The sequence below is a fragment of the Pseudonocardia sp. Ae717_Ps2 genome (genome assembly GCF_001932475.1).
Lineage (GTDB): Bacteria > Actinomycetota > Actinomycetes > Mycobacteriales > Pseudonocardiaceae > Pseudonocardia.
On record NZ_MCIS01000001.1, the window covers coordinates 4,654,969 to 4,680,073 of the forward strand.

Annotated in this window: 24 protein-coding genes; 9 read left to right on the forward strand and 15 right to left on the reverse strand. The window is 72.7% G+C overall.

The window, feature by feature from the left end; translation table 11 throughout:
• Positions 1 to 3: 3 nt before the first annotated feature.
• Both meaB and Ae717Ps2_RS21235 read right to left on the reverse strand, forming a co-directional pair.
• Positions 4 to 996, reverse strand: a complete 993-nt coding sequence (meaB, locus tag Ae717Ps2_RS21230; protein WP_083695227.1) for a methylmalonyl Co-A mutase-associated GTPase MeaB — start codon at positions 994 to 996, stop codon at positions 4 to 6.
• A gap of 107 nt (positions 997 to 1,103) precedes the next feature.
• Positions 1,104 to 2,291 carry an acetyl-CoA C-acetyltransferase gene (locus tag Ae717Ps2_RS21235; RefSeq protein WP_075334338.1) on the reverse strand — a complete coding sequence of 396 codons (1,188 nt, stop codon included), beginning with the start codon at positions 2,289 to 2,291 and terminating at the stop codon, positions 1,104 to 1,106.
• Between the two features lie 138 nt (positions 2,292 to 2,429).
• On the opposite strand from Ae717Ps2_RS21235, the gene mce reads away from it, so the two are divergent.
• From mce to Ae717Ps2_RS21250, 3 genes are all read left to right on the forward strand, one after another.
• The gene (gene mce, locus Ae717Ps2_RS21240; protein ID WP_020623309.1) at positions 2,430 to 2,888 is read left to right on the forward strand and encodes a methylmalonyl-CoA epimerase; all 459 of its coding nucleotides are present in this window, start codon (positions 2,430 to 2,432) and stop codon (positions 2,886 to 2,888) included.
• Positions 2,889 to 3,088: 200 nt separating this feature from the next.
• Positions 3,089 to 4,420 carry a crotonyl-CoA carboxylase/reductase gene (gene ccrA, locus Ae717Ps2_RS21245; protein ID WP_020623310.1) on the forward strand — a complete coding sequence of 444 codons (1,332 nt, stop codon included), beginning with the start codon at positions 3,089 to 3,091 and terminating at the stop codon, positions 4,418 to 4,420.
• A gap of 136 nt (positions 4,421 to 4,556) precedes the next feature.
• A complete protein-coding gene (locus Ae717Ps2_RS21250) occupies positions 4,557 to 5,891 on the forward strand; it encodes a hypothetical protein (RefSeq protein ID WP_075333818.1) in 1,335 nt (444 codons plus the stop codon).
• A gap of 21 nt (positions 5,892 to 5,912) precedes the next feature.
• Here Ae717Ps2_RS21250 and Ae717Ps2_RS21255 read toward each other — a convergent pair whose 3' ends face one another.
• The 4 genes from Ae717Ps2_RS21255 to nucS form a co-directional block, all read right to left on the reverse strand.
• Positions 5,913 to 6,230 (reverse strand): hypothetical protein, encoded by a 318-nt coding sequence (locus Ae717Ps2_RS21255; RefSeq protein WP_043275660.1) that lies wholly within the window; start codon positions 6,228 to 6,230, stop codon positions 5,913 to 5,915.
• Between the two features lie 19 nt (positions 6,231 to 6,249).
• Positions 6,250 to 8,034 carry a 3-hydroxyacyl-CoA dehydrogenase family protein gene (locus Ae717Ps2_RS21260; RefSeq protein WP_075310527.1) on the reverse strand — a complete coding sequence of 595 codons (1,785 nt, stop codon included), beginning with the start codon at positions 8,032 to 8,034 and terminating at the stop codon, positions 6,250 to 6,252.
• A gap of 144 nt (positions 8,035 to 8,178) precedes the next feature.
• Entirely contained in the window at positions 8,179 to 9,711 is a 1,533-nt protein-coding gene (locus tag Ae717Ps2_RS21265) for an aldehyde dehydrogenase family protein (protein ID WP_075310525.1), read from the reverse strand.
• 95 nt (positions 9,712 to 9,806) lie between these two features.
• Complete coding sequence (gene nucS, locus Ae717Ps2_RS21270; RefSeq protein WP_075333819.1) at positions 9,807 to 10,466, reverse strand: endonuclease NucS; 660 nt, start codon at positions 10,464 to 10,466, stop codon at positions 9,807 to 9,809.
• An 87-nt stretch (positions 10,467 to 10,553) separates the two neighbouring features.
• Between nucS and Ae717Ps2_RS21275 the strand changes: the two genes are divergently transcribed.
• Positions 10,554 to 11,048 (forward strand): NUDIX hydrolase, encoded by a 495-nt coding sequence (locus tag Ae717Ps2_RS21275; RefSeq protein ID WP_233147794.1) that lies wholly within the window; start codon positions 10,554 to 10,556, stop codon positions 11,046 to 11,048.
• A 109-nt stretch (positions 11,049 to 11,157) separates the two neighbouring features.
• Here Ae717Ps2_RS21275 and Ae717Ps2_RS21280 read toward each other — a convergent pair whose 3' ends face one another.
• Together Ae717Ps2_RS21280 and Ae717Ps2_RS21285 are read right to left on the reverse strand one after the other, a co-directional pair.
• The gene (locus Ae717Ps2_RS21280) at positions 11,158 to 12,408 is read right to left on the reverse strand and encodes a cytochrome P450 (protein ID WP_075310519.1); all 1,251 of its coding nucleotides are present in this window, start codon (positions 12,406 to 12,408) and stop codon (positions 11,158 to 11,160) included.
• Entirely contained in the window at positions 12,405 to 13,154 is a 750-nt protein-coding gene (locus tag Ae717Ps2_RS21285) for a TetR/AcrR family transcriptional regulator (protein ID WP_158071529.1), read from the reverse strand. Before Ae717Ps2_RS21285 ends, Ae717Ps2_RS21280 begins: the two co-directional genes overlap by 4 nt.
• A 106-nt stretch (positions 13,155 to 13,260) precedes the next feature.
• On the opposite strand from Ae717Ps2_RS21285, the gene Ae717Ps2_RS21290 reads away from it, so the two are divergent.
• The 3 genes from Ae717Ps2_RS21290 to Ae717Ps2_RS35380 are packed head-to-tail and all read left to right on the forward strand — an operon-like array spanning position 13,261 to position 16,197.
• Positions 13,261 to 14,034 carry an enoyl-CoA hydratase-related protein gene (locus Ae717Ps2_RS21290; protein WP_020621456.1) on the forward strand — a complete coding sequence of 258 codons (774 nt, stop codon included), beginning with the start codon at positions 13,261 to 13,263 and terminating at the stop codon, positions 14,032 to 14,034.
• Positions 14,035 to 14,057: 23 nt separating this feature from the next.
• Positions 14,058 to 14,963 carry a transporter substrate-binding domain-containing protein gene (locus tag Ae717Ps2_RS21295; protein ID WP_020621457.1) on the forward strand — a complete coding sequence of 302 codons (906 nt, stop codon included), beginning with the start codon at positions 14,058 to 14,060 and terminating at the stop codon, positions 14,961 to 14,963.
• A 37-nt stretch (positions 14,964 to 15,000) separates the two neighbouring features.
• Positions 15,001 to 16,197 carry a methyl-accepting chemotaxis protein gene (locus tag Ae717Ps2_RS35380; protein WP_083702456.1) on the forward strand — a complete coding sequence of 399 codons (1,197 nt, stop codon included), beginning with the start codon at positions 15,001 to 15,003 and terminating at the stop codon, positions 16,195 to 16,197.
• A gap of 39 nt (positions 16,198 to 16,236) precedes the next feature.
• Here the strand turns inward: Ae717Ps2_RS35380 and Ae717Ps2_RS21305 are convergent, their stop codons facing one another.
• The gene (locus Ae717Ps2_RS21305) at positions 16,237 to 18,255 is read right to left on the reverse strand and encodes a protein meaA (RefSeq protein ID WP_020621459.1); all 2,019 of its coding nucleotides are present in this window, start codon (positions 18,253 to 18,255) and stop codon (positions 16,237 to 16,239) included.
• Positions 18,256 to 18,473: 218 nt separating this feature from the next.
• Between Ae717Ps2_RS21305 and Ae717Ps2_RS21310 the strand changes: the two genes are divergently transcribed.
• Complete coding sequence (locus tag Ae717Ps2_RS21310; RefSeq protein ID WP_083702457.1) at positions 18,474 to 18,806, forward strand: hypothetical protein; 333 nt, start codon at positions 18,474 to 18,476, stop codon at positions 18,804 to 18,806.
• A 4-nt stretch (positions 18,807 to 18,810) separates the two neighbouring features.
• Here Ae717Ps2_RS21310 and Ae717Ps2_RS21315 read toward each other — a convergent pair whose 3' ends face one another.
• Positions 18,811 to 19,662: a DUF1206 domain-containing protein gene (locus Ae717Ps2_RS21315; RefSeq protein WP_075310513.1), complete on the reverse strand. Its 852-nt coding sequence runs from the start codon at positions 19,660 to 19,662 to the stop codon at positions 18,811 to 18,813.
• 97 nt (positions 19,663 to 19,759) lie between these two features.
• Positions 19,760 to 21,028 (reverse strand): UDP-N-acetylglucosamine 1-carboxyvinyltransferase, encoded by a 1,269-nt coding sequence (murA, locus tag Ae717Ps2_RS21320; RefSeq protein WP_020621462.1) that lies wholly within the window; start codon positions 21,026 to 21,028, stop codon positions 19,760 to 19,762.
• Positions 21,029 to 21,152: 124 nt separating this feature from the next.
• Here murA and Ae717Ps2_RS21325 point away from each other — a divergent pair, with 124 nt between their 5' ends.
• Positions 21,153 to 21,746 carry a cob(I)yrinic acid a,c-diamide adenosyltransferase gene (locus Ae717Ps2_RS21325; RefSeq protein ID WP_075333820.1) on the forward strand — a complete coding sequence of 198 codons (594 nt, stop codon included), beginning with the start codon at positions 21,153 to 21,155 and terminating at the stop codon, positions 21,744 to 21,746.
• Positions 21,747 to 21,807: 61 nt separating this feature from the next.
• Here Ae717Ps2_RS21325 and Ae717Ps2_RS21330 read toward each other — a convergent pair whose 3' ends face one another.
• Genes Ae717Ps2_RS21330 through Ae717Ps2_RS21345 form a run of 4 tightly spaced genes read right to left on the reverse strand, consistent with a single transcriptional unit; the run spans position 21,808 to position 25,099 of the window.
• The gene (locus Ae717Ps2_RS21330) at positions 21,808 to 22,257 is read right to left on the reverse strand and encodes a DUF2550 domain-containing protein (protein ID WP_020621464.1); all 450 of its coding nucleotides are present in this window, start codon (positions 22,255 to 22,257) and stop codon (positions 21,808 to 21,810) included.
• 20 nt (positions 22,258 to 22,277) lie between these two features.
• Positions 22,278 to 22,649, reverse strand: coding sequence for a F0F1 ATP synthase subunit epsilon (locus tag Ae717Ps2_RS21335; protein ID WP_020621465.1), 372 nt, complete (start codon positions 22,647 to 22,649; stop codon positions 22,278 to 22,280).
• Between the two features lie 18 nt (positions 22,650 to 22,667).
• Positions 22,668 to 24,101 (reverse strand): F0F1 ATP synthase subunit beta, encoded by a 1,434-nt coding sequence (gene atpD, locus Ae717Ps2_RS21340; protein WP_075310511.1) that lies wholly within the window; start codon positions 24,099 to 24,101, stop codon positions 22,668 to 22,670.
• Positions 24,101 to 25,099: a F0F1 ATP synthase subunit gamma gene (locus Ae717Ps2_RS21345; protein WP_075333821.1), complete on the reverse strand. Its 999-nt coding sequence runs from the start codon at positions 25,097 to 25,099 to the stop codon at positions 24,101 to 24,103. The genes atpD and Ae717Ps2_RS21345 overlap by 1 nt, the downstream gene beginning before the upstream one ends.
• Positions 25,100 to 25,105: the final 6 nt, after the last annotated feature.

Below are 25,105 nucleotides of genomic sequence, written 5' to 3' on the forward strand. Positions count from 1 at the left end.
GGCTCAGTCCGCCTGGTCCAGCAACTCGTCGGCGGCGGCCCACGGGTCCAGCTCCCCGCCCAGCACCCGCTCGGTGAGGGCGTCGAGCGCGTCACCGCCGCGCACGCGTTCCATCCGGGCCCGGACCTGCTCCATCCCGATGCCCTCGATCTCGCGACGCGTCCGCTCACGGCGCCGTCGTTCCCGCTCGCCGGACTTCTCGGCCCAGGCGTGGTGCTCGTCGAGGGCGTCGGCGACGGCCGCGATCCCCTCCGCGCGGGACGCGACCGTCGAGAGCACCGGGGGCTCCCACGGCTCGGTACCGAGGCCGGGTGCGTCCGCGCCTCCCTCGCCGCCGTCCGGGAGGCGCAGGTGCAGCATGTTCCGCAGCTCGCGCACCGTGCGGCGGGCCCCCTCACGGTCGGCCTTGTTGACCACGAAGACGTCGCCGATCTCCAGGATCCCGGCCTTGGCCGCCTGGATGCCGTCGCCCATCCCCGGCGCGAGCAGCACGACGGTCGTGTCGGCGAGGCCGACGATCTCCACCTCGGACTGCCCGACGCCGACGGTCTCGATCAGCACGACGTCGCAGCCCGCGGCGTCGAGCACCCGCAGGGCCTGCGGCGTCGCCCAGGACAGCCCGCCCAGGTGCCCGCGCGTGGCCATCGACCGGATGAAGACCCCGTCGTCGTCGGCGTGGTCCCCCATCCGCACCCGGTCGCCCAGCAGCGCCCCGCCGCTGAACGGCGAGGACGGGTCCACCGCCAGCACCCCGACCCGGCGCCCGCGCGCCCGCAGCTCGGTGACCAGCGCCGACGTCGACGTCGACTTGCCCACCCCCGGCGAGCCGGTCAGCCCGATGACGTGCGCCCGTCCGGTGTGCGGGGACAGTGCCGCGGACACCTCGCGCAGCTGCGGACCGGCGTTCTCCACCATCGAGATCAGCCGGGCGACGGCGAGCTGCTCACCGCGGCGGGCGCGCTCCACCAGGTCGCGGGGGTCCGGCGGTCCGGGCACGGTCGGGCTCCTTGTCGGGACGGACGGGCGTCGGGACGGACGGGGTGGATGCACGTCGGCCCCCGCCGAGGCGGGGGCCGACGTGGACCACACGGAGGTCGGGACGGTCAGGCGGAGGGGACGCGCACGATCAGCGCGTCGCCCTGGCCGCCGCCGCCGCACAGCGCGGCCGCGCCGACGCCGCCGCCGCGCGCCTTGAGCGCGAGCGCCAGGTGCAGCGCGATCCGCGCACCGGACATGCCGATCGGGTGACCGAGGGCGATGGCGCCACCGTCGACGTTCACCTTCTCCTCGTCGATGCCGAGCTTGCGGGCCGAGACGATGCCGACCGCGGCGAACGCCTCGTTGATCTCGACGAGGTCGAGGTCGGCGGGCTGGATGCCCTCCTTCTCGCACGCCTTGGCGATCGCGTTCGCGGGCTGCTCGTGCAGCGAGGCGTCCGGACCGGCGACGACGCCGTGCGCACCGATCTCGGCGATCCAGTCCAGGCCCAGCTCCTCGGCCTTGACCTTGCTCATCACGACCACCGCGGCCGCGCCGTCGGAGATCTGCGAGGCCGATCCCGCGGTGATGGTGCCGTCGGCGGCGAAGGCGGGGCGGAGCTTGCCGAGCCCCTCGGTGGTGGTGTCGCCGCGCACGCCCTCGTCGGTGGAGAAGACGATCGGGTCGCCCTTGCGCTGCGGGATCTCGACCGGGGCGATCTCCTGGTCGAAGGTGCCGTCCTGGGCGGCGCGGGCGGCGCGCTGGTGCGAGCGGGCGGAGAAGGCGTCCTGCTCCTCGCGGGTCAGGCCGTAGCGCTCGTTGTACTTCTCGGTGGAGGCACCCATCGCGACCTGGTCGAACGCGCAGAACAGACCGTCGTAGGCCATGTGGTCGGTGAGGGTGGTGTCGCCGAACTTGGTGCCCTCGCGGGACTTGGTGAGCAGGTGCGGCGCCTGGGTCATCGACTCCTGGCCCCCGGCGACGACGATGTCGAACTCGCCGGCGCGGATGAGCTGGTCGGCCAGCGCGATGGCGTCGACGCCGGACAGGCAGACCTTGTTGATCGTCAGCGCCGGGACGTCCATCGGGATGCCGGCCTCGACCGCCGCCTGGCGCGCCGGGATCTGTCCCGCGCCTGCGGTGAGGACCTGGCCCATGATCGTGTACTGGACCTGGTCGGGAGCCACACCGGCCCGCTCGAGCGCGGCCTTGATGGCGACACCGCCCAGCTGGGCCCCGGAGAAGCCCTTCAGGGAGCCGAGCAGACGGCCCATCGGCGTGCGGGCGCCGGCGACGATCACGGTTCCGGACACGGGGTCCTCCATCAGGCTTCGTTGTCAGGTGGGCCGCCACCATACCCACGGCGACGACCCGTCCGGACGCACCGAACGGTGGGGGTGACCAGCGGCACAGACTCCTACCGGCGAGTAGAACCGGTAGCTTCAGCCCCCATGACGACAACCGAGGACGCCCTGTCGCCGCTGGTCGTGGCCGTGGACCACGTGGGCATCGCGGTACCCGACCTGGACGAGGCCATCCGCTGGTACGCGGACAACCTGGGCCTGGTCGCGGTGCACACCGAGACCAACACCGAGCAGGGCGTGCGCGAGGCCATGCTGGGAGCACCGGGCGAGGCGGCCGGCGCCACGAAGGTGCAGCTGCTCGCCCCGCTGAACGAGGACTCGACGATCGCGAAGTTCATCGGGCGCAACGGCCCGGGCCTGCAGCAGGTCGCCTACCGGGTCACCGACGTCGCCGCCGCGGCGGACGCGTTGCGGGCGAAGGGCCTGCGCCTGCTCTACGACGCCCCGCGCCGTGGCACGTCGAACTCGAAGGTCAACTTCGTGCACCCGAAGGACGCCGGCGGAGTGCTGGTCGAGCTCGTCGAGCCGGCCGCGGACGCGCACTGACGGGCGGAGGGACGGCCGGGGCACGACCCCGTCCCGAAGGACAGTACGGGCGTCCGGTGGGGTGGATCACGAAGTGCGCTTCGGGTATCACCCTCACCGTCGACCTACGGTTAAGATACTACGCAGTAACTTGCGGTATCCCAAGCACCATCGGGTGAGCCACCCGACTCCCCTGACAACGTCGCCATCGGAGGCCAGCAGTGAAGGACATCCGCGACGCCATCCTCGCCGGGCAGTTCACCGACGTCGGAGGCCTGGAGGTTCCCGAGCACTATCGGGGCGTCACCGTCCGCGCCGAGGACGTGGACATGTTCGAGGGTCTGACCACCAAGGAGAAGGACCCGCGCAAGAGCCTGCGCGTCGAGGACGTCCCGGTCCCCGAGCTCGGCCCCGGTGAGGCGCTCGTGGCCGTGATGGCCAGCGCGATCAACTACAACACCGTCTGGACCTCGATCTTCGAGCCCGTCTCGACGTTCAGCTTCCTCAAGCGCTACGGCAAGCTCTCGCCGCTGGCCAAGCGGCACGACCTGCCCTACCACGTGGTCGGCTCCGACCTCGCCGGCGTCGTCGTGCGGACCGGCCCCGGCGTCAACACCTGGAAGCCCGGCGACCAGGTCGTCGCGCACTGCCTCTCGGTCGAGCTGGAGAGCCCGGACGGGCACTCGGACACGATGATGGACCCGGAGCAGCGCATCTGGGGCTTCGAGACCAACTTCGGCGGCCTCGCCGAGCTGGCCCTGGTCAAGTCCAACCAGCTGATGCCGAAGCCGGACCACCTCACCTGGGAGGAGGCCGCGTCCCCGGGCCTGGTCAACTCCACCGCGTACCGCCAGCTGGTGAGCAAGAACGGCGCCGACATGAAGCAGGGCGACGTCGTGCTGATCTGGGGCGCCTCCGGCGGCCTCGGCTCCTACGCCACCCAGTTCGCCCTCAACGGCGGCGCCACCCCGATCTGCGTCGTCTCCTCGGAGGAGAAGGCCCAGATCTGCCGCGACATGGGCGCGGAGCTGGTCATCGACCGCAACGCCGAGGGCTACCGGTTCTGGAAGGACGAGACCACCCAGGACCCGAAGGAGTGGAAGCGGCTCGGCGCGAAGATCCGCGAGCTGACCGGCGGCGAGGACCCCGACATCGTCTTCGAGCACCCGGGCCGCGAGACCTTCGGTGCGTCGGTCTACGTCACCCGCAAGGGCGGTCAGATCGTCACCTGCGCCTCGACCTCGGGCTACATGCACGAGTTCGACAACCGCTACCTGTGGATGAACCTCAAGCGGATCGTCGGCTCGCACTTCGCGAACTACCGCGAGGCCTACGAGGCCAACCGGCTCGTCGCCAAGGGCATGATCCACCCGACCCTGTCGCGGGTGTACCCGCTGGCCGAGACCGGCCAGGCCGCGAACGACGTCAAGCAGAACCTGCACCAGGGCAAGGTCGGCGTGCTGGCGCTGGCCCCCGAGGAGGGTCTCGGCGTGACCAACCCGGAGAAGCGCGCGAAGCACCTGGACGGCATCAACCGCTTCCGAGGCGTCTGACGCCGCCGGGGTTCGTCCCCGCGAAGGGCCCGTCCGTGTCACACGGACGGGCCCTTTGTCCATAGCGGGGTGAACCCGGTGACCCCCGGCCGTGAACTTACGGTCCGGCAACCCCCGCGACGGTACGGTGAACGACATGGCCGGCGACCACGACGTACCCGTACCCCGGACCGGTTTCTCGATCGCGCGCCGCGGCTACGACCAGGCGCAGGTCGACAGCCACCTGCGACGGCTCGACGCCCAGGTGCGCATGCTGGCTGCCGACCGTGACGCCGCGGTCGCCCAGAACACCCGGCTGAGTCGTGAGCTCGACGACGCGCGTACCCGGGCCGAGGCCATGCAGCAGCAGGTCAACCGGCTCGCCGGCCCGCCGCAGAACGTGCAGGGCATGAGCGAGCGGCTGCGCTCCATGCTGCGCCTCGCCGAGGACGAGGTCTCCGAGATGCACGCCAAGGCCGACCGCGAGGTCGCCGACCAGCGCCGCCGCGCCGAGGAGCAGGCCCGCGCCCTGATCGAGGACGCCAGGGCCCGGGCCGAGCAGACCGTCGCCGACGCCGAGGCCCACGCGGCCGAGGCCGCCCGCCGCTCCGCCGAGCGCGACCGCGGCCTCGACGAGAAGCAGGCCCGCGTCGAGCGCGAGCTCGCCGAGCTGCGCGAGCGCACCGAGACCGAGCTGACCGAGCTGCGGACCACGACCGAGCGCGAGCTGGCCGAGCGGCGCAGCACCACCGAACGCGAGCTCGCCGAGGCCGAGCGCACCGTCACCGAGCGGATCACCACGGCCGACGCCGAGGCCAGGGAGAACCGCGAGCAGGTCGAGCACGACTTCCGGATCGCGATGGACCAGCGCCGCGCCGAGGCACTGACCTCGCTGTTCGCCGAGCGCGACGCCCTCGAGGCCGACATCTCCCGCCGGGAGCGCGAGGCCGCCGACCGCATCCGCCGCGACCTCGACCAGGCCCACGCCGACGGCGAGAAGATCCGCTCCGACGCCCGCCGCGACGCCGAGGAGACCACCGCCGCCGCCCGGCGCCGGGTGGAGCAGCTCACCGGGCTGCGCGCCCGGCTGACCGAGCAGCTGCGCGCCGCCCGCGCGCTCATCGAGTCCGGCGTCGACGACCTCGACGCCGGCCCGGACCTGGCCGACCTGCCCGTCGACCAGCCGCCCGCCGAGCGCTCCTCGGTCGACCGGCTGCCCGCCGAGCAGGCCCCTGCGGGGTCCGGGGCGGCCGCGACCGACACCGCCGGGGCTCCCGCGTCGGGTTCGGCCGACACCCCGGCGAGCGCACCCCGCACGGTCGAGGAGGCCGTCGCGGCGCGGGAGCGCCGCTCCGCCGCGACCGCGGAGGACGAGTCGGGGTCCCCGACCGGGTCGACGGGCAGCGGGTCGTCCGGATCCGGCCGCCCCCGGCCCTCGCCGCGGGCCCGCAGCGGCTACAGCGGCGGCAAGCGCGCCGCACGCACCCGCTGACCCGGGGTCGGCCCGCTCGGCTCAGTGCCGCCGGAACCCGGCGCGACGACGGTCCCGCGCGTTCCAGCACGGCAGGTGCCAGTGCCGCCGCTCCTCGACGCCGCGGCCGTCGTCGGCGGGCCAGGTCACCACGTGGGGCATCCCCGAGGGCAGCAGCTGGTCGCAGCCGGGGCACCGGTAGTGCTTCACCGTGGTGCCGCCCGGCACCCGGCGGACGTAGTGCTCGCCGTCGCGGCCGCTCTCCAGGTCGGTCGTCATGCCGCTGCCCAGCGGTGGCGCGACGGGACGGCCCCGCCCCCGTTCCGAGGGGCGGGGCCGTCTGCCGCGTCCACGAGCCATGCGACCAGTGTCGCAAGCGCTACCGCTTGGTGTAGTCCCGGAAGCCGTGACCGGTCTTACGCCCGAGCCGACCCGCCGTGACCAGGTGCTCCAGCAGCGGCGCGGGGGCGAACCCGGCCTGGTGGAACTCGGCGTACAGGGACTTCTGGATCGCCAGCGAAACGTCGAGCCCGACGACGTCGAGCAGCTCGAACGGCCCCATCGGCAGCGCGCAACCGGTCTTCATGGCCGCGTCGATGTCGTCGGCGGTGGCGTAGTGCGCCTCCAGCATCTTCACCGCGTCGTTCAGGTACGGGAACAGCAGCGCGTTGACGATGAACCCGGCCCGGTCGCCGCAGCTCACCGGCACCTTCTTGAGCTTCTGGCACACGTCGAGGACGGTGGCCGCCACGTCGCGCGAGGTGCCGATCGTGGACACGACCTCGACCAGCTTCATCACCGGCGCCGGGTTGAAGAAGTGCATGCCGATCACGTCGCCCGGGCGCTGGGTGACCGCGGCACACTCGACGACGGGCAACGAGGAGGTCGTCGTCGCCAGGATCGCGCCGGGCTTGCAGATCTCGTCGAGCGCGCCGAACATCGCCCGCTTGACGTCGAGCTCCTCGGCGACGGCCTCGACGACCAGGTCGACGTCGGCCATGTCCTCCAGCGCGGTGGTGCCGCTGATCCGGGCGAGGACGGCGTCGCGGCCGGCCTCGTCCAGCTTCCCGCGGGCGACCGCCTTGTCCAGGGACTTGCGGACCAGCGCGACCGAGCCCTCGACCTTGGAGTCGCTGCGGCCGCGGACGACGACGTCGTAGCCGGCCTTGGCGAACACCTCGACGATGCCCGAGGCCATCGTGCCGGTGCCGATCACGCCGACCCGCGCCACGTCGCGCAGGGTCACGTCCTCGGGAACGGTGGAGGCCGGGGTCTCCCCGTCGGGGACGACGGTGGAGCTGTGCGGTGCGGAGTAGGTGTAGAAGCCGCGCCCGGTCTTCCGGCCGAGCAGGCCCGCGGTGATCATCTGCTTGAACACCGGGTTCGGCGCGTGCATCAGGTTGCGCGACTCGCCGTACATCGTCTCGAGGATCTCGTAGGCGGTGTCCAGGCCGATGAGGTCGAGCAGGGCCAGCGGGCCCATCGGGTAGCCGCAGCCGTAGCGCATGCCGGCGTCGAGGTCCTCGCGGCTGGCGTAGCGCTCGGCGTACATCTTCGCGGCGTGGTTGAGGTAGCCGAACAGCAGCGCGTTGGCGATGAAACCCGCGCGGTCGCCGATGACGACCGGGACCTTCCCGAGGGAGTCGGCGAACGCCTGGACGTCGGAGATGACGTCGGGCTCGGTGACGACGGTCCGCACGACCTCGACCAGCTTCTGGACCGGCGCCGGGTTGAAGAAGTGCATCCCGACGACCTTGCCCGGGCGCGTGGTGCGCACGGCCAGCTCGGTGACCGACAGCGACGAGGTGTTCGAGGCGAGGATGGCGTCCTCGGCGACGACCTTGTCGACCTCGGCCAGCAGCGCGGTCTTGGCGTCCAGGCTCTCCGGGATGGCCTCGACGACCAGCTGCGCCGGTGCCAGGTCGGCCAGGGTGGTGGTCACGGTGATGCGACCGAGGAGCTCGTCGGCCTGCTCCCGGGTGAGCTTGCCGCGCTCGATGGCGCGGTCGGTCGAGGCCGCGAGGTGGGCCCTGCCGCGCTCCCCCGCGGCGTCGTCCACCTCGACGGCGATCACGTCGAGACCGTTGCGGGCGAACACCTCGACGATGCCTGCCCCCATCGTGCCGAGGCCGACCACTCCGACGGTCCGGAACTCACGTGCCACGCTGCAACCTCCACCGATTCGACAACCTTGTCTTCCGCGTCGGCGCCGATCCTGTCATCCAGAGGTGCTACCAGTGGGTAACATGCGACCAGGACCACCCCGCCGTGCGGGAAGGGCCCTGGTCGTCGGGGGAGGAAGGGCGCCTCAGCGCCCGTGCCGGGCCTTCACGATCCCGACGAGCGTCTGCATCGTGCGCGCGGTCCGCTTGAAGCTGGTGACCACGATCGGCATCCCGAACCGCTGCCGGGCGATCGACTGGGCGCGGGTGAACTCGCGCAGCCCGTCGGCGCCGTGGATGCGGCCGAAGCCGGACTCCCCCACCCCGCCGAAGGGCAGCGACGGGATCCCGGCGAAGGAGATCACGCCGTTGATCGAGACCATGCCGCAGCGCAGCCGCTGCGCGATCTGCTCCCCGCGCTTCGCGGAGAACACCGTCGCGCCGAGGCCGTATCCGGTGGCGTTGGCGCGGCGGACCGCCTCGTCGACGTCGGGCACCCGGTTGACCACGACGAGCGGGCCGAAGGTCTCCTCGGTGACCGCGACGGAGTCCTCGGGCACGTCGGCGATGACGACCGGGGAGATCGACCCGCCCTGGGCGGGCACCGAGTCGGCGCCACCGACGATCGCGCGGCCGCCGCGCTCCAGGGCGTCGGTGACGTGCCGGCGCACGATCTCGGTCTGCGACGGCATCGTCATCGGCCCGAGGTCGCCCTCGTTCGTGGCGGTGCCGACCTGCAGCGCCGACGCCGCGGCCCGCACCTTCTCCAGGAACCGGCCCGCGACGGACTCGACGACGTAGACCCGCTCCACCCCGACGCAGGTCTGCCCCGCGTTGGACATCCCGCCCCAGACGGCGGCGTCCGCGGCGCCGTCGAGGTCGGCATCGGCGTCGACGATCAGTGGGTCCTTGCCGCCGCACTCCATGAGCACCGGCACCAGGTTCTCCGCGCAGGCGGCCATCACCCGGCGTCCGGTCGCGGCGGACCCGGTGAACGCGATCTTGCCGATGCCGGGGGCGCGGCACAGCTCGGCGCCGGTCGGCCCGAACCCGGTGACGACGGTCAGCAGCGGGTACCGGCCCACCTCGGGGACCGCCTCGGCGAGCGTGCGGGCGATCTCGTGGCCGACACCCGGGGTCAGCTCCGAGGGCTTGAACACCACGGTGTTGCCGGCGGCCAGCGCGTAGGCGATCGAGCCCATCGGCGTGAAGATCGGGTAGTTCCACGGCCCGATGACGCCGACGACGCCCAGCGGCCGGTACGCCACCGACGCCGCCTGGTTCGCCATCAGCAGGCCCGGGGACACCGAGCGCCGCCCGAGCACCTTCTTCGCGTTCGCCGAGGCCCAGTCCAGGTGGTCGATGGCGAGCACGACCTCGAGCCGGGCGTCGTCGAGCGGCTTGCCGGTCTCGGCGGCGACGACGCCCGCGACCCGGTCCAGCTGCGCGACCAGCACCTTCTTCCACGCCGCGAGCCTGCGGCGGCGCTCGTCGAAGCCGAGCCCGTCCCACCAGACGGCGGCCTCGGCGGCGTCCCGGACCCGGGCACGGACGTGCTCGCCGTCGTGCACGAGGTAGCGGGCCAGCTCCTCGCCGGTCCGGGGCGAGAGCGACGCGAAGTCCCCGGAACCGGGGACTGCGGCCGTCGTAGGGGTGGAGTCAGCGGCGGTGGCACTCACGTCGCCAGGCTAGACGCCGCGGCAAGGCCCGGCCGGGCCCGCGCTGGCCCGGCGGGGCCGCACCGGCCCGGTGAGGCCGCCTCGGAACAGCCGCCTCAGAACAGGAGCAGGTCGTCGCGCGCCATGCCCCGCAGCGCGTCGTAGTCGACGGTCACGCAGCGGATCCCGCGGTCCACGGCCAGCGTGCGGGCCTGCGGCTTGATCTGCTGGGCCGCGAACACCCCCTCGACCGGCGCGAGCAGCGGGTCACGGTTCATCAGCTCCAGGTACCGGGTGAGCTGCTCGACGCCGTCGATCTCGCCGCGGCGCTTCACCTCGACCGCGACGTGCGCGCCGTTCCCGTCGCGCAGCAGCAGGTCGACCGGGCCGACCGCGGTCATGTACTCGCGCCGGACCAGCGTGTGGCCCTCCCCGAAGGTCTCCGGGTGCGCGGCGAGCAGCTCCTGCAGGTGCGCCTCGACGCCGTCCTTGACCAGGCCCGGGTCGACGCCCAGCTCGTGGCTGGAGTCGTGCAGCACCTCGTCGATGGTGATGACCAGCGACTCGTCGGCCTTGTTGCGCACCGTCCACACACCGGGCTCCTCGGTGAGCCAGCACGGTGGGGACATCCAGTTGAGCGGCTTGTAGGCACGGTCGTCGGCGTGGATGCTCACCGAGCCGTCCCGTTTGACCAGCAGCAACCGGGGGGCCATGGGCAGGTGGGCGGTCAGCCGTCCGACGTAGTCCGCCTGGCAGCGGGCGATGACGAGACGCACCCGCCTCACTGTAGGGCCGAGCGGATGGATCACCCTGGGCGGGTGATCGAGCAGACCTCGACCCGGCAGGTGTACGCCAACGACTGGATGACCGTCCGCGAGGACGGCATCCGGCTCCCGGACGGCACCGAGGGTTTCTACGGCGTCGTCGACAAGCCCACCTATGCCCTGGTGATCCCCCGCGACGACGACGGCCGCCTGCACCTCGTCGAGCAGTACCGCTACCCGGTGGGCGGCCGCCGCTGGGAGTTCCCGGCGGGAACCGCGCCCGACCGGGCCGACCAGGACCCGGCCGAGCTGGCGGTGCGTGAGCTCGTCGAGGAGACCGGGCTGGCCGCGGAGCACATGACCCTGCTCGGCACGCTCGACTGCGCGCCGGGCATGTCCAGTCAGCGCGGACACGTCTACCTCGCGACCGGGCTGACCGCGGGGCCGCCGCGCCGTGAGCACTCCGAGCAGGACATGCGCGCCGCCTGGTTCACCGCCGCCGAGCTGACGGCGATGATCCGGCGCGGCGAGCTCACCGACGCCCAGTCACTCGCCGCCTGGACCCTGCTCACCCTGCACGACGCGGGCACCTGACCGGCGCCCACGGCCGCCGTTCGTGATCGCCGCTCCATGATCGGCAGGAGTGGAGCGCCGGGTGCAGTCGGCTGCGCCCTGGGCTCCACTCCCGGCGATCACCCGGCGATCACCCGACACGCACCGGCAGCGCCGCGACCCGGCTGAACCCGGGGCGGGGCAGCCACACGACCTCCTCGGCGGGCACGGCGAGGCGCAGGCCGGGGAACCGTTCGAACAGCATCCGCAGCCCCACCTCGCCCTCCTGGCGGGCCAGCGCAGCGCCCAGGCAGTAGTGCGCGCCCTGCCCGAACCCGACGTGCCCCTCGCCACGGCCGGTCGGACGGGCGAGGTCCAGCTCGTCGGGACGGTCGAAGGCCCGCGGGTCGTGGTTGGCCGGGAGCAGCCCGGCGATCACCGGGGTCCCGGCCGGGATCGCGGTGCCGCCCAGCTCGACGTCGACGGTCGGGTAGCGGAGCTGGGTGAACTGCACCGGGCCGCGGGCCCGCATCAGCTCGTTCACCGCCGCGGGCCAGCCGGCCGGGTCGGCCCGCAGCGCGGCGAGCTGGTCCGGGGCGCCGAGCAGCGCCAGCGCACCGTTGCTGAGCAGGTGCGCGGTCGTCTCGTGCCCGGCCATGACGATCGCGAAGATCATCGTGACCATCTCGCGGTCCGAGAGCCGATCGCCGTCGTCCTCCTGCGCGGCGACGAGCGCGCTGATCAGGTCGTCGGCCGGCTCGGCCCGGCGGGCGTCGACGAGGGCGTGCACGTGCGCGATCGCCGCCCGCAGCGCGGGGCCGGTCCGCTCGCGGTCCATCGTCGTGAGGATCTCGCCCCACTCGTGCCACTGCGCGCGATCGGCCTCCGGCACCCCGACGAGCTCGCAGATCACCGTGATCGGCAGCGGGTAGGCCAGCGCCTCCACCAGGTCGACCGGTGCCCCGCCGGCCCCGGCGGCCACGACCTGGTCGAGCAGTGCGGTGGTGATCTCCTCGACCCGCGGGCGCAGCGCCGCGACCCGCCGCACGGTGAACGCCCGCGACACCAGCCTGCGCAGCCGGGTGTGCTCCGCGCCGTCGACGGTGAGGATGGTGCGCAGCAGGTAGTCGGCGACGTCGTCGGGGACCCCCATCTGCTTCATGATCATCTCGCGGTTGTCCGGCCCGCCAGCCAGCGCCGGGTCGGTCACGAAACGCGGATCGGTCAGGACGGTGCGGACGTCGTCGTAGCGGGTGACCAGGACGGCGGGCGGGCTGCCCATCATCGTCACGGTCGTGGTCGGGGCCTGTTCGCGCAGCCGCCCGTAGGCCGCGTACGGGTCGGTCGTCACAGCCGGGTCCAGCAGGTCCACGGCTCCACCGGGAGTGCTCGGTGCAGTCATCTCACCACTGCCTCTCTCGCGCGCTCGGGTCGGCGGACGCGTCGTCTCCACTCCTCGTCGATGTGGTCGACGAGCGGTCGGTACAGCGCGGCGACCTCCGCCGCGACGCCCGCGGCGCCGGCCGCGGGGGCGGGCCCGGCCAGCAGCCGGGACAGGCCGTGCTCGATCAGGGCGGCGGTGTGCTCGGGCCCGGATGGCGCGAACGTGCCACCCGGGCCGTCGGAGAGGAGGAACCCCCGGGACGCCGCGCCCCACACGTGGATCTGCTCGTCGACGGGCAGGTCGTCGTCGACGAGACCGGCGGCGCGCAGCAGCAGGAAGTGCTCCCGGATGGCGCCGTCGTGGTGGCGCCCGAGCCCCTCGAGCGTCCCGGCGGCCTCGTGCGCGAGCCGACCGAGGACCTCGTCGTCGCCCCGGTAGAGGGCCCGTGCGACGTCGTCCTCCGCCAGCCGCAGATAGAACATCCGCGACATCCCCCAGGGCAGCGCGACCACCGGTTCGACGAGCATCCGGTCGGCGAGGTCGGCGAACAGCCGCCGCTGCGCCCGCAGCAGCACGGTGAGGAACAGCGCGTCCTTGGTGCGGACGTGCAGGTAGACGGTGCCCTTGCCGATACCGGCCCGGCGCGCGACGTCCTCGATGGTCACCCGCCGGTAGCCCTGCCGCACGAGCAGCTCGCCCGCCGCGTCGAGCACCCGTTCCGTCCGGGCGGTGTCCTCCGCACCCGGTCCGTCCGATACCGCCACCGCTCCCCCTCCGTGCTCCATGACTGGATCGACGAATCCGGTCACAGGGTCAAGGTAGCGCGCCGGGGTCTCGGCGGCGAGCGGATTCCGGGCTACCGTTCCCCGCATGACCGACTACGAGCACCTGCTGGTCAAGCAGGACGGCGACACGGTCCGGATCACGATGAACCGCCCACAGCGACGCAACTCCCTCACCGAGGGCCACCTGCGGGAGCTGCTGGACGCGTTCGAGAGCGCGGGACGCAGCGACGCGACCGGGATCGTGCTGGCCGGGGAGGGCAAGGCGTTCTCCTCCGGCCACGACTTCGGCGACGTCGCCGAGCGCGACCTCGCCGGGGTGCGCACCCTGCTGCGCCTGTGCACCACGGTCATGCACACCGTCCAGTCGGTGCCCCAGGTCGTGATCGCCCGGGTGCACGCGACGGCCTGGGCGGCGGGCTGCCAGCTCGTCGCGTCCTGCGACCTCGCCGTCGCCGCGGAGTCCGCGACGTTCGCGCTGCCCGGCGGCAAGGGCGGCTGGTTCTGCCACACCCCGGCCGTCCCGGTCGCGCGGAACATCGGCCGCAAACGCCTGATGGAGCTGGCCCTGACCGGGGACCCGATCGACGCGGCCACCGCCGCCGACTGGGGTCTGGTCAACTACGCCGTCCCCGACGACGACCTCGACGCCCGCGTGGACGAGTTGCTCGCCCGCGCGACCCGGGGCAGCAGGCTGTCCAAGGCCGTCGGCAAGCAGACCCTCTACGCCCAGCTCGACCGTCCCGAGGCCGACGCCTACGCCGTCGCGGCCGAGGTGATGGCGTCGATGTCGCAGTCCGGGGGTGCCCGCGAGGGCATGGCGTCGTTCCTGGAGAAGCGGGCCCCGCAGTGGACCGACTGATCGGCACCTAGGCTCGCGGGACCATGCACATCCGCACCACCACCCGGCTGAGCCGGCGCCGTCTGCTGGGGGCGGCCGCCGCCCTCGGCGGGACCGCGCTGGCCGGGCCGCTGCTGGGCGGCTGCGGCGGGCCGTCGGACCCGCTGTCGCGGCTGCGCGCCGGCGGCGACGTCGTCGTCGGGCTGTCCGGGGAGCGCCCGTTCGGCTACACCGACGGCTCCGGGCGGGTCACCGGGGAGAGCCCGGAGGTGGCCCGCGCGGTCGTCACCGACCTCGGCGGCAGCGGCCTGGCCGCGGTCCAGACGAGGTTCGACCAGCTCATCCCCGGTCTGCTCGACGGCCGCTTCGACGTCATCGCGGTCGGGCTGACCATCACCGCGCTGCGCTGCCAGCAGGTCGCGTTCTCCCGCCCCGACTACGTGGCGGGTACCGGCCTGGTGGTCCCGGTCGGCAACCCCCTCGGGGTCGCGACGCTGGCCGGGGTCCGCCGCTCCGGGGCGACGCTGGCGGTGCTCGAGGGAAGCGCCGAGCAGGAGTACGCACTCGCCGCGGGCATCCACGCCGACCACATCGTCACCGTCGACTCGCAGGGAGCGCTGGTGCGCGAGGTCGCGAACGGCGGCGCGCAGGTCGGCGCGCTCACCCGCATCGCGCTGCTCGACGAGGTCCGCCGCAATGCGGGCATCGGGCTGGAGGTGACCGCCGCGTTCGCCCCCGAGGTCGCGGGACGCCCGGTCGTCGGGGCCGGGGCGTTCGCCTTCCGCCCCGCCGACAGTGCCTTCCGCGAGGAGTTCGACCGCGGGCTCACCGCGTTGCAGGAGTCCGGGCGCTGGCTGGAGCTCGCCGCGCCGTTCGGGTTCACCGCGGCGAACCTGCCGCCGCGCGATCTCACCGTCGACGAGCTCTGCGCCCGCACCCCGGACTCGTGACCGACGCGCGCCGCCGGGGAGTGCAAGGATCCCGGTCATGGCACTGCGTATCGCGGGGATCCACGTTCCCGGCCCGTCCGACCTGCTCACCGGCGCTGCGTCGGTGGTCGAGGCGACCGGCGAGCTCGCCGGGACCGTCGCCGGGCTGCCCGCGCGGGCCGGGGAGCTGCTGGAGGAGGTCGGCGCGCTGGTCGGCCGGATCGGCACGATCGCGACCCGCGCCGAGCAGCTGCTCGACCGGGTGGACGGCGTCGTCGACCGGGCCGAGGGGCTGATCGGGACCGTCGACACCGTCGCCGAGGAGGCGACCGGGCTCGTGTCCCGGATCCGCCCGGTCGCCGAGCAGGCCGAGGCGCTCGTCGCCCGGGTCACCGGCGTCGCGGGGAACGCCGAGGAGCTCGTCGGACGAGTCACCGGCGTGGCCGGGAACGCGGAGGAGCTCGTCGGGCGGGTCACCGGCGTCGCCGGGAACGCCGAGGAGCTGGTGGCGCGGGTCGGCGGGGTCGCCGACGAGGCCGACACCCTGGTCCGCAAGGTCACCACCGTGTCCGAGCAGGCCGACGGCCTGGTCCGGCGGGTCACCACCGTCTCCGACGAGGCCGGCGAGCTGGTCCGGCGGGTCACCACGGTGTCCGAGGAGGCGGGCGACCTCGTCCGCCGGGTCACCACGGTCTCGCAGAACGCCGAGGGCATCGTCGAGCAGGTCTCGGTGGTCACCGGGAACGCGAGCGGGCTGCTCGCGCGGGTCGACACCGTCACCGGCGAGGCGGGCGGGCTCATCCGCACCGTCGGCGAGATCAGCGAGCGCGCCGGCGGCCTCATCGGGCAGGTCGAGACCGTCACCACCGACGCGACCGGTGTCGTCACCGCGGCGAAGGCGGTGTCCGACCGCGCCGGAGAGGTCGTCGGGCAGGCCGCGGGCGCCAGCGAGCAGGCCGGTGAACTGCTGGACCTCTACGGCCCGCTGGCCCGCCGGGCGGCGCCGCTGGCCCAGCGCTTCGTCGACGAGCTCTCCGAGGAGGAGGTGCGCGCCGCGATCCGGCTGGTGGACCAGCTCCCGAAGTTCACCGAGCACATGGAGGACGACATCATGCCGATCCTCACGACGCTGGACCGTGTCGGACCGGACGTGCACGAGCTCCTGGACGTGCTCAAGGAGGTCCGGCAGGCGATCGTCGGGATCCCCGGGTTCAAGCTGCTCAGCCGCCGCGGGAGCGAGAAGGAGGAGGGCTGAGCTCCCGGCCGGGCGGCGCGTACCGCCCGGCCGGCGCGGTCAGCCCAGACCCTGCGACTCCCGGATCAGGGTGACGATCTCGTCCATCATCCCGGTCAGGCGGAAGTTCTTCGGCGTGAACACCGCCGCTACCCCGCCCTCACGCAGCCGCTTCTCGTCCTCGGGCGGGATGATCCCGCCGACGACGACCGGCACCTCCCCGGCCCCGGCGTCACGCAGCCCCTGCACGACCGCGGGCACGACCTCCAGGTGCGACCCGGACAGCACCGAGAGCCCGACGGCGTGCACGCCCTCCTGCACCGCGGCCGCCACGATCTGCGACGGCGTCAGCCGGATCCCCTGGTAGACGACCTCGAACCCGACGTCGCGGGCGCGCACGGCGACCTGCTCGGCGCCGTTGGAGTGGCCGTCGAGCCCGGGCTTGCCGACCAGCATGCGCAGCCGCTGGCCCAGCTCCTCGCCGGTGGCGCGGACCCGCTCGCGGACCTCGGAGATCTCGGTGGCGCCCTCGCCGGACATGCTCGCCCCCGCCACTCCGGTCGGGGCCCGGAACTCCCCGAACACCTCGCGCAGCGCCCCGGCCCACTCGCCGGTGGTCACGCCCGCCTTGGCGCAGTCGATCGAGACCTGCATGAGGTTCTGCTCGGTCTTGGCCGCGTCGCGCAGCGCCCGCAGCGCCTCCTCGACGGCGTCCTGGTCCCGCGCGGCCCGCCACTCGCGGATCGCCTCGACCGCGGCCCGCTCGGTGGCCGGGTCGACGGTGAAGATCGCGTCGGCGCCCTCGGCCTGCAGCGGGCTGGGCTCGGTCGTGTCGAACTTGTTGACCCCGACCACGACCTCCTCACCGGACTCCAGCCGGCGACGGCGGGCGGCGAGGGAGTTGACCAGCTCGCCCTTCATGTAGCCGGACTCGACGGCCGCGACCGCGCCGCCCATCTCCTGCACCCGGTCGATCTCGGCGCGGGCGCCCTCGACGAGCTCGGACACCTTCGCCTCGACGACCCGGGAGCCGTCGAAGATGTCCTCGTACTCCAGCAGGTCGGTCTCGTAGGCCAGCACCTGCTGCATCCGCAGCGCCCACTGCTGGTCCCACGGCCGCGGCAGGCCGAGCGCCTCGTTCCAGGCCGGCAGCTGCACGGCGCGGGCACGCGCGTCCCGGGACAGGGTGACGGCGAGCATCTCCAGCACGATGCGCTGGACGTTGTTCTCCGGCTGCGCCTCGGTCAGCCCGAGCGAGTTGACCTGCACGCCGTAGCGCAGGCGTCGCTGCTTGGGGTTCTGCACGCCGTAGCGCTCGAGGGTGATCTCGTCCCAGAGCCGGCCCAGCGCCCTGAGCTTGCACATCTCCTCGACGAACCGGATGCCGGCGTTGACGAAGAACGAGATGCGTCCGACGACGTCGCCGAACTTCTCCGGCGGCACCTGCCCGGAGTCGCGCACCGAGTCCAGGACGGCGATCGCGGTCGACAGCGCGTAGGCCAGCTCCTGCGTCGGCGTCGCCCCGGCCTCCTGCAGGTGGTAGCTGCAGATGTTGATCGGGTTCCACTTCGGGATCTCACCGACCGACCACGCCACCATGTCGGTGATCAGCCGCAGGCTGGGCCCGGGCGGGAACACGTAGGTGCCCCGCGACAGGTACTCCTTGACGATGTCGTTCTGGGTCGTCCCGGCGAGCTTCGCGCGGACCTCGGCGTAGTCCAGACCGGACTGCTCCGCCTGCTCCTCGGCGACGGCCACGTACAGCGCGAGCAGCCACATCGCCGGGGCGTTGATCGTCATCGAGGTGTTGGCCTCGGCGACCGGGATCCCCTCGAACAGGGTGCGCATGTCCCCGATGTGGCTGACCGGCACGCCGACCTTGCCGACCTCGCCCTTGGCGAGCTCGTCGTCGGGGTCGTAGCCGGTCTGGGTCGGGAGGTCGAAGGCCACCGACAGCCCCGTCTGGCCCTTGGCCAGGTTGCGGCGGTACAGCTCGTTGGACTTCTCCGCCGAGGAGTGACCGGCGTAGGTGCGGATCACCCACGGACGGTCGCGCTCACGATCGGTGGGGTACGGCACCGGGACCTCCGTGTCGTCGCGGGAGCACAGTCGGCACTGCCTGTGATGCGGACAGATCCTACTCGTCAGTAGCCGACGGCGGGCACGGAGTCGTCCCTCGTCACAGTCGGCATGTTCGGCAAAGTACGCGATCCGCACGGGAAACCGAGCGCTGGATCGGTTCACCACCCGCCCCCTCGGACAGGGCGTGTCGCCCGTCCGGGTGCGACGATCGGCGGATGGAGCTGGACCTGGTCCCGCGGCTCGGCGCGGTCATCGGCATCGCGATCATGCTGGCGGTGCTCGCGCTGCTGCTGCGCTGGACCTACGGCCACCAGAAGCACCACGCGCTGCCCACCGACGACCCGGACGACCCGGTCGCGACCGGCCTGCTCACCGAGGTCTCCCGGGTACCCGGGCCGGAGGCGGCGCAGGTGCTGCGCGACCGGCTGCGGTCCGAGGGCATCCGGGCGACGACCTCCCGCGCCGACGACGGCGGCTGGGCACTGCTCGTCTTCCCCCGGGACGTCGGGGACGCCCGCGTGGTGCTCAGCCGTCGCTCGCTGGACTGAGCGCTCAGCCCACCCGGTGGTAGCGGGCGTCGAGGAAGCAGAACACGCCGTAGCAGGCGATCCCCACGCCGACCGCGACCAGCAGGAACACCCCGTAGGGCTGTTCGCGCAGCGCCTTGAGCGCGGAGTCCAGCCCGTTGGCGCGCTGCGGGTCGAAGGTCAGTGCGGCGACGCCCAGCAGGACGCCCAGCACGCCGATCGCGATCCCCTTGGCGATGTACCCGACCTGTCCGGTGCGGGCGTTGATCCGCCGCAGCCGGGTGTCGGCGCCACCGAGGTCCTGGTCCTCGGTGAACGTCGTCCGGTAGCCGTTCCAGGCCATCACCCCGCCGCCGATCAGCACCCCCAGCCCCAGCAGCGCGGTGAGGACCTGCCCGCCCGGCAGGCCCAGCAGTCCGGCGGTCGCCCGACCACCGCCACCACCGGACGTGCGTCCGCTGATCGCGGTGGTCGCCGCGGTGACGGCGAGCACCGCGTAGACGACGGCCTGCCCGCCGGCGACGACCCGCTTCACCGTGCGCTTGGTGCCGTCACCGATGTAGTGGAAGCCCCACACCGCCGAGACGGTCCGCCACAGGACGACCGCGGCGAAGCCGACCACCAACGCCCACAGGAACACCCGCCCCGCCGGCTCGGCGGCGATCGCCCCGAGGGCGCCGTTCTGGTCGGCCTGCCCGCCCGAGCCGAGCGCGATCCGGACGGCGAGCCAGCCGATCAGCAGGTGCACCACCCCGTTCGCGGCGATGCCGGCCCGGGCGGCGACGCGCACCGGTGTCGAGTGCGCGGCGTCCCGCGCCCCGCGGCCCGCCTTGCGGCCGGCCTGCGAGACGTCGGCGGCGTCGGGGGTGCTCACCATGACGGGCCTCCTCGTCGAGTTGACGCGAAGGGTGACACGGCGCGGGCCGGCCCGCCGGGCTGCTGGGCCGTTCGGAGCAGCAGCGGGCGGACCCGCCCTACCGCTCCGGCTCGCCCGCGACGCGCCGGATGTCGGCGCCCAGCGCGGACAGGTTCTCCACGAACCGCGGGTAGCCGCGGTCGATGTGCGCGACGTCCCAGACCTCGGTGGTGCCCCGCGCGCACAGCCCGGCCAGCACCAGCCCGGCGCCCGCCCGGATGTCGCTGGCCCACACCGGCGCGCTGGAGAGCTCGGGCCGCCCGCGGACGACGGCGTGGTGGCCGTCGGTGCGGGCGTCCGCACCCAGACGCACCATCTCGTCGACGAAGCGGAAGCGCGCCTCGAACACGTTCTCGGTGATCATCGAGGTGCCCTCGGCGACGGCGGAGAGCGCGATCGCCATCGGCTGCAGGTCGGTGGCGAAGCCCGGGTAGGGCAGCGTCACGAAGTCGACCGCCTCCGGGCGCCGGGACATCGCGACCGAGAACTCCTGCTCGCCGGTGGTGATCTCGGCGCCCGCGCTGCGGAGCTTGTCCAGGACCAGGTCGATGTGGTGCGGGTCGACGCCGCGCACGGTGACCTCGCCACGGGTCATGGCGGCAGCGAACGCCCAGGTGGCACCGACGATCCGGTCCCCGATGACGCGGTGCGTGGTGGGCTGCAGCCCGGCGACGCCGTGCACGGTCAGCGTGGAGCTGCCGACACCCTCCAGCTTCGCGCCCATCTGCTGCAACATCACACAGAGGTCGACGATCTCCGGCTCGCGGGCCGCGTTGTCGATGACCGTGGTGCCCTCGGCGAGCACCGCGGCCATCAGGATGTTCTCGGTCGCCCCGACGCTCGGGAAGTCCAGCCAGATCTGCGCGCCGTGCAGGTCTCCCGCCGTCGCGGTGACGCTGCCGTGCACGATGTCGGTGGTCGCGCCGAGCTTGCGCAGCCCGTTCTGGTGCATGTCCAGCGGCCGCGAGCCGATCGCGTCGCCGCCGGGGAGCGGGACGACCGCCCGCCGGCACCGCGCCACCAGGGGCCCGAGCACGCACACCGACGCACGCAGCTTGGACACCGACCGGTAGTCGGCCTCCGCGCCGGGATCGGCGGGCACGTCGATGTGCACGGTCGATCCCTCGATCGCGACCGTGCAGCCCAGGCTCCGCAGGACGTCGGCCATCAGCGGCACGTCCAGGATCTCCGGGCAGTTCTCGAGCGTCGTCCGTCCCTCGGCCAGCAGTGCCGCCGCCATGAGCTTGAGCACGCTGTTCTTCGCCCCGACGACGTCGACGGACCCGCTCAGCCGGGCCCCGCCGTTGACCGCGAAATGCTCCACCACGCCCGGAACGGTAACGGGACCGTCACCGCGCCGGATGCCCGCCCCGGACGGCCCTGCACCTTCGGACCGTCCGGCGCACCCCCGCGTCTGGTCGCCGGAGCACCGGCGCGCCTAGCCTGTCGGGGTGGCGGTGAACCTGACGCGGATCTACACGAAGACCGGCGACGACGGTACGACGGCCCTGGGCGACTTCAGCCGGGTCCGCAAGACCGACACCCGGCTGGCGGCCTACGCCGACACCGACGAGGCGAACGCCGCGATCGGCGTGGCGGTGACGGTCGGCGGGCTCGCCGAGCGGGTCGCCGACCCGCTGCGGCAGATCCAGAACGACCTGTTCGACGTCGGGGCCGACCTGTGCGCGCCGATCGTCGAGAATCCCGAGTACCCGCCGCTGCGGATCACCGAGGGCTACGTCACCCGGCTCGAGGGCTGGTGCGACGAGTTCAACCTCGAGCTGCCCAAGCTCAAGTCGTTCATCCTGCCCGGCGGCACCCCCGGCGGCGCGTACCTGCACGTCGCGCGGACCGTCACCCGCCGTGCCGAGCGGTCCGTGTGGGCCCTGCTGGAGGCCGACCGGGAGCGGGCCAACCCGCTGACGGCGCAGTACCTCAACCGGCTCTCGGACCTGCTGTTCATCCTCGGCCGGGTCGCGAACCCCGACGGCGACGTCCTGTGGCAGCCGGGTGGCCCGCACGGCGCCCCGACCGCCGACGCCTGACCGACCGCGCGGGACGGAACGCCCGAGCGGTCGGCTCCGCAACACCACGGGGTCCGCGGGGTCAGGACGCCTCGCGGAACCCGTGTCCCTGGCCCGGGGGCGTGGACTCCAGCCAGGCCATGAAGCCGGTCCGGACGCCCGCGGACATCGCGAGCTCGACGTCGACGTCGCGCCCGGAGGCGTCACGGCCACGGCAGCGCAGCACCTCGACCGCCATCGGGATCGCGAACTCCTCCGACCGGTGCGGCGGCCGCCGGTCGACGATCTCCAGATCGGCCCGGTCCATCACGACGGTCGGCCCGATCCGGAAGCTGGTCAGGCGGTACCAGGCGAAGCGCTCGCCCTCGTAGCGCCCGACGCCGAAGTGCCAGTCCGTGACAGCGAAACGGCGGCGCAGACACAGGTCCACACCGCCGCCTCGCATGAGTCGTACCCGCCGTACGGCGAGCCAGACCAGGGGAATCACCAGACACAGCAGCAGAACTCCGACGATCGCCGCGATGAGCTCCACTGCCGTGTCCGGTCCCCGTACTAGTTCGCCTCGGCCGCCCGAAGGCGGGCCTCGGCCCGGGCGATCGCCGATTTCCCCTCGTCGGTGGACGAGTCGGCACCGTCGCGAGCCCGCCGGGCCCGCTCGACGTCGATCTCGTCCGCCTGCTCGGCGAACTCGGCGAGGATGGACACCCGCTCCGCCGACACCGACAGGAACCCGCCGTGCACCGCGATGGTGCGCTTCGAGCCGTCGGTGGAGTCGATGCGGACGACCCCGGCCTCCTCCAGCTGGGCCAGCATCGGCTGGTGGCCGGGCAGGATGCCGACCTCGCCGACCGTGGTCCGGGCGAGCACGAAGCGTGCGTCACCCGACCACAGCCGACGCTCGACCGAGACCAGCTCCACGGTCATCTCAGCAGGCATGGAGGATCAGCTCTCCAGCTTCTTGCGGTTCTTCTCCAGGTCGTCGAGACCACCGCAGAGGAAGAACGCCTGCTCCGGGACGTCGTCGAACTCGCCCTTGGCGATCTTGTCGAACGCCTCGATGGTCTCCTTGAGCGGGACCGTCGAGCCCGGCTGGCCGGTGAACTGCTCGGCGACCAGGAGGTTCTGCGACAGGAAGCGCTCGATGCGACGCGCCCGGCCGACGAGCTGCTTGTCCTCCTCGGACAGCTCGTCGATACCGAGGATGGCGATGATGTCCTGCAGGTCGTTGTACTTCTGCAGGATCCGCTTGACCTCGTTGGCGACGCGGAAGTGCTCGTCACCGACGTACTGCGGGTCCAGGATCCGCGAGGTCGAGGTCAGCGGGTCCACCGCCGGGTAGATCCCCTTCTGGGAGATCGGCCGGGAGAGCTCGGTGGTGGCGTCGAGGTGCGCGAACGTCGTCGCCGGAGCGGGGTCGGTGTAGTCGTCCGCGGGGACGTAGATCGCCTGCATCGAGGTGATCGAACGACCGCGGGTCGAGGTGATCCGCTCCTGCAGCTCGCCCATCTCGTCGGCCAGGGTGGGCTGGTAGCCCACCGCGGACGGCATGCGGCCGAGGAGGGTCGAGACCTCCTGGCCGGCCTGGGTGAACCGGAAGATGTTGTCGATGAACAGCAGGACGTCCTGCTCCTGCACGTCGCGGAAGTACTCCGCCATCGTCAGCGCGGAGAGCGCGACGCGCATACGGGTGCCCGGCGGCTCGTCCATCTGACCGAACACCAGGGCGGTGTTCTTCATGACGCCCGACTCGGTCATCTCCGTGATGAGGTCGTTGCCCTCACGGGTGCGCTCACCGACGCCGGCGAACACCGAGGTGCCACCGAAGTTCAGCGCGACACGCTGGATCATCTCCTGGATCAGCACGGTCTTGCCGACACCGGCACCACCGAACAGACCGATCTTGCCGCCGACGACGTAGGGCGTCATCAGGTCCAGCACCTTGATGCCGGTCTCCAGCATCTCGGTCTTGCCCTCGAGCTCGTCGAAGCGCGGGGCCTTCTGGTGGATCGACCGGAGGTCACCGGTGAACTGGATGGACGGGTCGTCCAGGCAGTCGCCGAGGGCGTTGAACACGTGCCCCTTGACCTGGTCGCCGACCGGGACGGAGATCGGGCGGCCGAGGTCGGTGACCTCCTGGCCGCGCACGACACCGTCGGTGGGCTGCATGGAGATGGCCCGCACCAGGTTGTCGCCCAGGTGCGTGGCGATCTCCAGGGTCAGCTTGCGCTTGTCGCCGGAGAGGTCCACCTCCAGCGTGAGCGCGTTGAGCAGGTGCGGGACCTGGTCACGCGGGAACTCGACGTCGACGACCGGGCCGGTCACCTGGACGACGCGCCCGGTGATCGGGCCAGCCGAAGTTTCGGCGGTCGTGGTCATCAGCTCTCACTTCCTGCGCTGGCGAGAGCGTCGACCCCACCGACGATCTCGCTGATCTCCTGGGTGATCTGTGCCTGGCGAGCCTGGTTGGCCTCCAGGGTCAGGCTACGGATCAGTTCGTTGGCGTTGTCCGTCGCGGCCTTCATGGCCCGCTGCCGGTTCGCCGACTCCGACGCCGCCGACTCCAGCAGGGCCGCGTAGAGGCGGGCCCCGATGTACTTCGGCAGCAGCGCGTCGAAGAGCGTGTCCGGGTCCGGCTCGAACTCGTAGAGCGGCTGGAGGCCCTTGGTCTCCGGGTGGTCCCGCTGGCTCTCGGCCGTGTCGGCGTCGCTGTCGATCTCGTCGACCGGCTTCGCCGAGGCACTGTCGGCCGCGTACTCGACCTCGAGCGGAGCCATCCGCCGGGCCTGCGGCACCTGGGTGATCATGTTCTTGAAGCTGGTGTGCACGAGGTGCAGCTCGTCCACGCCGTGGGTGCCGTCGGCATTCCCGTCGTGGTCGTCCTCGCCGGCCATGAACGCGTCGACCAGCGTCTTCGCCGCCTCGGCCGCGTGCTCGTAGCCCGGCTGCTCGGAGAAGCCGGTCCAGGACTGCTCGATCTCCCGGTTGCGGAACCGGTAGTACGAGACGCCTTTGCGGCCGATCACGTAGAGGACCGGCTCCTTGCCCTGCTCGCGGAGCAGGGCCTGGAGCTGCTCGGCCTCCTTGAGGACGTTGGCGTTGTAGCCGCCGCACTGACCGCGGTCACTGGTGACGACCAGGACCGCGGCGCGCTTCGGCTGCTCCCGCTCGACGAGCAGCGGGTGGTCCAGCGCCGAGTTCGACGCGAGCTCCGAGAGGGTGCTCGTCATCAGCTCGGCGTACGGACGCGCCTCGTCCACCCGTGCCCGGGCCTTCGCGATCCGTGAGGTCGCGATCAGCTCCTGGGAACGGGTGATCTTCTTGATGGACTGCGTCGACCGGATACGCCGGCGCAGCACCCTGATCTGTGCCGCCATCGGGTA